The 4,444-nt window shown below is 51.4% G+C and carries 5 protein-coding genes; all 5 read right to left on the reverse strand.

The genetic code is table 11. The features are described 5' to 3' along the window. Positions 1–512, reverse strand: a 512-nt coding sequence (locus B2067_RS06715) for an esterase/lipase family protein (RefSeq protein ID WP_301387881.1), incomplete at its 3' end; no start/stop codon positions are given. A 280-nt stretch (positions 513–792) separates the two neighbouring features. Continuing rightward, entirely contained in the window at positions 793–1,827 is a 1,035-nt protein-coding gene (locus B2067_RS06720) for an NAD(P)H-dependent flavin oxidoreductase (protein ID WP_301377953.1), read from the reverse strand. A 91-nt stretch (positions 1,828–1,918) separates the two neighbouring features. Next, positions 1,919–2,209, reverse strand: a complete 291-nt coding sequence (locus tag B2067_RS06725) for a hypothetical protein (protein ID WP_301387882.1) — start codon at positions 2,207–2,209, stop codon at positions 1,919–1,921. 96 nt (positions 2,210–2,305) lie between these two features. Next, complete coding sequence (locus B2067_RS06730; RefSeq protein ID WP_068436633.1) at positions 2,306–3,658, reverse strand: sensor histidine kinase; 1,353 nt, start codon at positions 3,656–3,658, stop codon at positions 2,306–2,308. Further along, positions 3,658–4,356 carry a response regulator transcription factor gene (locus tag B2067_RS06735; protein ID WP_348655062.1) on the reverse strand — a complete coding sequence of 233 codons (699 nt, stop codon included), beginning with the start codon at positions 4,354–4,356 and terminating at the stop codon, positions 3,658–3,660. Before B2067_RS06735 ends, B2067_RS06730 begins: the two co-directional genes overlap by 1 nt. Positions 4,357–4,444 lie beyond the last annotated feature (88 nt).

Here is a 4,444-nt window from a genome sequence, read left to right on the forward strand (position 1 = left end):
AAAGAGATAAGTTCAGAAATACCAGAAATAAATACATCGAAGGCAGTACCGAACACTTCAGAATTATCTGACCATTCAATCAGTGTATCGGCCACTACAGTGCCTTTGTTAACGCCAGAAACAGAGGATACAGACGCAATAATGTCAGGTCTTACTGAACCGGCATAACGCGTCGTAGGGCCACCATGACTATGACCAATCAGATTTACTTTTTCTGCGCCCGTAATCGCCAGAATATCTTCAACCTGATCAATTAACTGCTCTCCACGAACTTCCGGGTAGTTCGTATTTGAAACGGTTGCGACAAAGACTTCTGCACCATCCTGCTGCAGTGTTTCTGGAATTTTGTACCAGTAATCAACTCCCACCAGCTGTTCAAACCCGAGAAAGCCATGCACAAGCACGATAGGATATTTTGTTTCGGTATAACCGGTATCTAAGGTTTCTGACATCGCCAGTGCCTGAGAAGACACAGTAACCGCTGCTACCGCGGTAAGCAGATATTTTTTCATTTCCTGTTCCTCACCCTATTATTTTTTTTGGTGCTTTGGCCAGAGCGGGAATGAGTATACGAGCGGTTTTTTATCGAAAAATGCTTTTTTCGGACATAAAAGGATTTATGAAGACAGGGTTACAAAAGAACTACGGGAATCCGTGCATTATCCGGACAGCCTCATACCTAAGAATGAATTTGGCCAGAAAAAACCGGAAAGATCACCTCAAAAAAGTGTAACCGAAAAGAGGGGTATAAAAAGAAAGGCAGACTATCCGAAGATAGCCTGCATGGCGTCATCAGGAAAAGAAGCGGTTATTGCTTTCATGCATCGCTTTAGCGTCCGCCAGGATACGATCAACCAGCTCCTGCACCGTTGGGATGTCTTCAATCAACCCCTGGGTCTGACCAATAAACTGAACACCCTTATCAAGGTCGCCATCAATGGTCGCAGCCTGTAAGCGAGGAACGCTGGCACCAAAGTACGCCAGCAGTTTGATTTTATCTAGCATAACTAACATGCCCAGCATGATCTTCCAGACCGGCTGTTTTACTATCTTTGCCGCTTTCGTCGCTTCGAGGCCCGCCATGATGAGATTCATAGGGCGTTTGGTTTCTTTAATTGAGCGTGGCGTTTTCATTACGCGAGCCCAGAGGCCATCAAAGTTCTTTGAGTAGATAGTTTCCTGCTCCGACTTTTTAACCACCGTTTCTTTCACGTGATTATGCAGAGGGCTATCAGCGCTGGTCGCAAAGCGTGAGCCCATCGCCACAGCCTCTGCCCCCAGAGACAGCGCAGCCATCAGGCCACGTGCATCAGCAAAGCCCCCGGTAGCAATGACCGGAATATCGACTTTACTGGCAATCGACGGCACCAGAACCAGAGAAGTCACATCACCGCCATGGGCTGCCGCCTCATGGCCAGTGACCAATAAGGCATCCGCACCGATGCTTTGGGCTGACAGTGCATGTTTCTCGGAGACAACGGTCGCGATGACTTTGCCGCCGTATTCGTGGGCTTTTTTCACCAACCAGTCACCTTTACCCAGTGAAAAGTTAATCACTGGCACCTTTTCTTCCAGAGCGATCATGGCGTTTTCTTTGGCGCCAGGCATCAGCAGGGTAACACCCACGCCGAAAGGCTTGTCCGTCAGCTCACGGATCTCTCGAATAGAAGTTCGGGTTTCTTCCGGAGTCAGTGGACCGCTGGCAAGGATACCTAAGCCGCCCGCATTCGAGACTGCGGCGACAAGCTGAGGGGTAGAAATCCAGCTCATACCCGGAAGGATCAGGGGAGCTTCGATACCTAAGAGTTCAGTGATACGTGTTTTCATGCTGGTTTCCCGAGATTAGACGGGCAACACTGTATCGACTGGATGGCATTTGTCCATTGCCGAAATGACGCAATTCTTAAGGGAGGGATTTTTAGCGGCGACGCTCAGCGTCCTGAACGAAGTTACGGAACATCTCCTGACGCTGCTCCGTCGACATATCACGCAACTGCTCAAGGTGACGTTGCCGTTCATTGATATCAGAGCTACCAGCACCTGGTGGCATTTCTTGCAGCGCCTGATAGAAGTTATCCAGTGCCTGACGTTGTTCTGGTTGGCTGTTACTCCACTCAACCGACATATCCGGGCGCGCGCCTGACTGCGGCGGATTGGCCAGAGCCAACGCCGGAAGACACATAAAAACAAGAGTGGAAATTAAACGCACAAAGACAACCTGCTTATTTTTCTAGACTTGTATTGTAACGGCAGCCCAACAATTTATTACAGCAGAGACAAGTAAACCCAACGTAAAGAGGCCAATTCAACCCGCCGGGGGTAGATCAATTGTGACCATCAGGCCACCATCGCGATGATTACGCAGCGTAATCTGGCCTCTATGATGGGACACGACACGATGCGCGATCGCCAGGCCCAGACCAAAACCCCGATGCCCCTGCCCAAGGCGCTCGCGCGCAGATTCCGCACGAACAAACGGGCGCAGCAGATCGTTCAGCTTATCCTCAGGTACCCCCGGTCCATGGTCACGTATCACTACCCGGATCAGGCCGTTTTTCATCCGCGCCGAGAGATCAACACTCGTGCCTTCCTGAGTGTGCAACAGGGCGTTCCGGGTAATATTTTCAAAGGCAGACTTCAGTAATTTTCGATCACCAAAGATCACGGGTAGCCCTTCTGCGAGAGTCAGGTTCACGTTACTGTCAGGATGTTCAAACCGGGCATCATCGACGACCTGTTGTAGCACGTTATCACAATGGACATCCGACCAGTGACTGTGATCCTGCTGAGCATCCAGCTTTGCCATATTGAGCAGGTCTTCGATCATCTCGTTGAGTCGCTTGGTTTCGAGTTCTATTCGATCCAGATGCTCTTCCTGATCTGGCACAGCGTCCAGGCGGGCAAGCTCCAGAGCGACCGTACTGCGTGCCAGTGGTGAACGCAGCTCGTGGGACACATCACTGACAAGCTGCTTCTGATCATGAATCAGGCGTTCGATGTACCCAGCCATGTGGTTAAATTCGCGGCTCAGCTCACCAAGTTCATCGCGTCGCCTTAATGAGCGAGGGTCCATCCGGGCGCGCCAGTCGCCGCTCGCAAAGGCCTGAACAGTTTTTTGCATAAAACGCACGGGGCGCGTCAGATAACCTGAAAGTAACAGACTCCAGATTGCGAAAATCAGAAACGATGCGAGTAACCCCCAGCCAAGATAGGCCGGGAGGTTAAACACCACCAGCGGATGCATAAACTCTACGACGAGGAGGTATACCCGCCCCTCGACACTTTCAATCGGCGCTTTCACCAATATTTCGGAACGACTGAGGGGGCTGACCTGAGCCTCGTAGCTCTCCGCCGACAATGCATAGCTGACAACCGCCGCTGGCGGATCTGGGAGCAGACTCAGTCCCTGATCATCAAATACATAGGCATTAACGCTGGGGTGTCTTTCAAACCTCAATAGCCACTCGAGCAGCAAAGGCTCGCCGCCCTGCTGAAGAATCAATTCAGCGGCAGAAATATAACCCCCGGTCGGGGCGATCAGGTTCACTGAGTCGTTAGACCACTGACGATAGTATGCGGCCAGAGTAATGGTGACTGCGGTCGTTACCAGAGCAGTCACCATAAAGGCGAGGTAGATTTTTAGAAATACGCCGCGCATCAGGCTTCAGCTGATCCCTGCTCCATCTGGTACATGTAACCCACACCACGAACGGTCTTGATACGTTGCTCTCCACCCGGCGAAGGCCCGAGTTTTTTGCGCAGATTACTGAGGTGCATGTCGAGACTGCGATCAAACAAGGTCAGTGACCGTTGCATCGACTGCTCAGCGAGACGATTTTTGTCGACAACTTTCCCGGCTTCACGCACCAGTACGCCCAGTATGTTGAACTCGGTCACGGTGAGATCAAGCTCCTCGCCATTGCGATGCACGATATGTTTATCGAAGTCGATCACCAGATCTTCCACTTCGAGTGTTGCCGAGATCACATCGGCGGAACGCCCGCGACGCAGAATGGAACGCAGCCGGGCAGATAACTCCCGCGGATTACATGGCTTAGGAATATAGTCATCTGCGCCTATCTCGAGTCCTTGAATGCGATCCATTTCATCGCCTTTCGCGGTCAGCATCAGAACAGGAACATCACTGCGGGTACGGATTTGCCCAAGAATGTCGATACCGCTACCGCCGGGGAGCATCACATCCAGCACAACGGCCTGGTAACGCGCGCTCAGGGCCTCTGCCAGGCCTTCTTCTGCGGTATGGACGGCAGTTACTTTAAACAGTTCACGCTCAAGGTAACGGGTCAGCAGTGCCGTCAGTTCAGTATCGTCATCCACCAATAAGATATTCATCAATTACTCCATCAGGCAGCCACTGAACCCGGCATGCCAATCCTGTCTTATTATTCAAACCTGCCGTTACAATAATACGCTGGTCAGCCGA

It is taken from the genome of Thalassolituus sp. UBA2590 (assembly GCF_002339775.1).
GTDB lineage: Bacteria > Pseudomonadota > Gammaproteobacteria > Pseudomonadales > Oceanobacteraceae > Thalassolituus.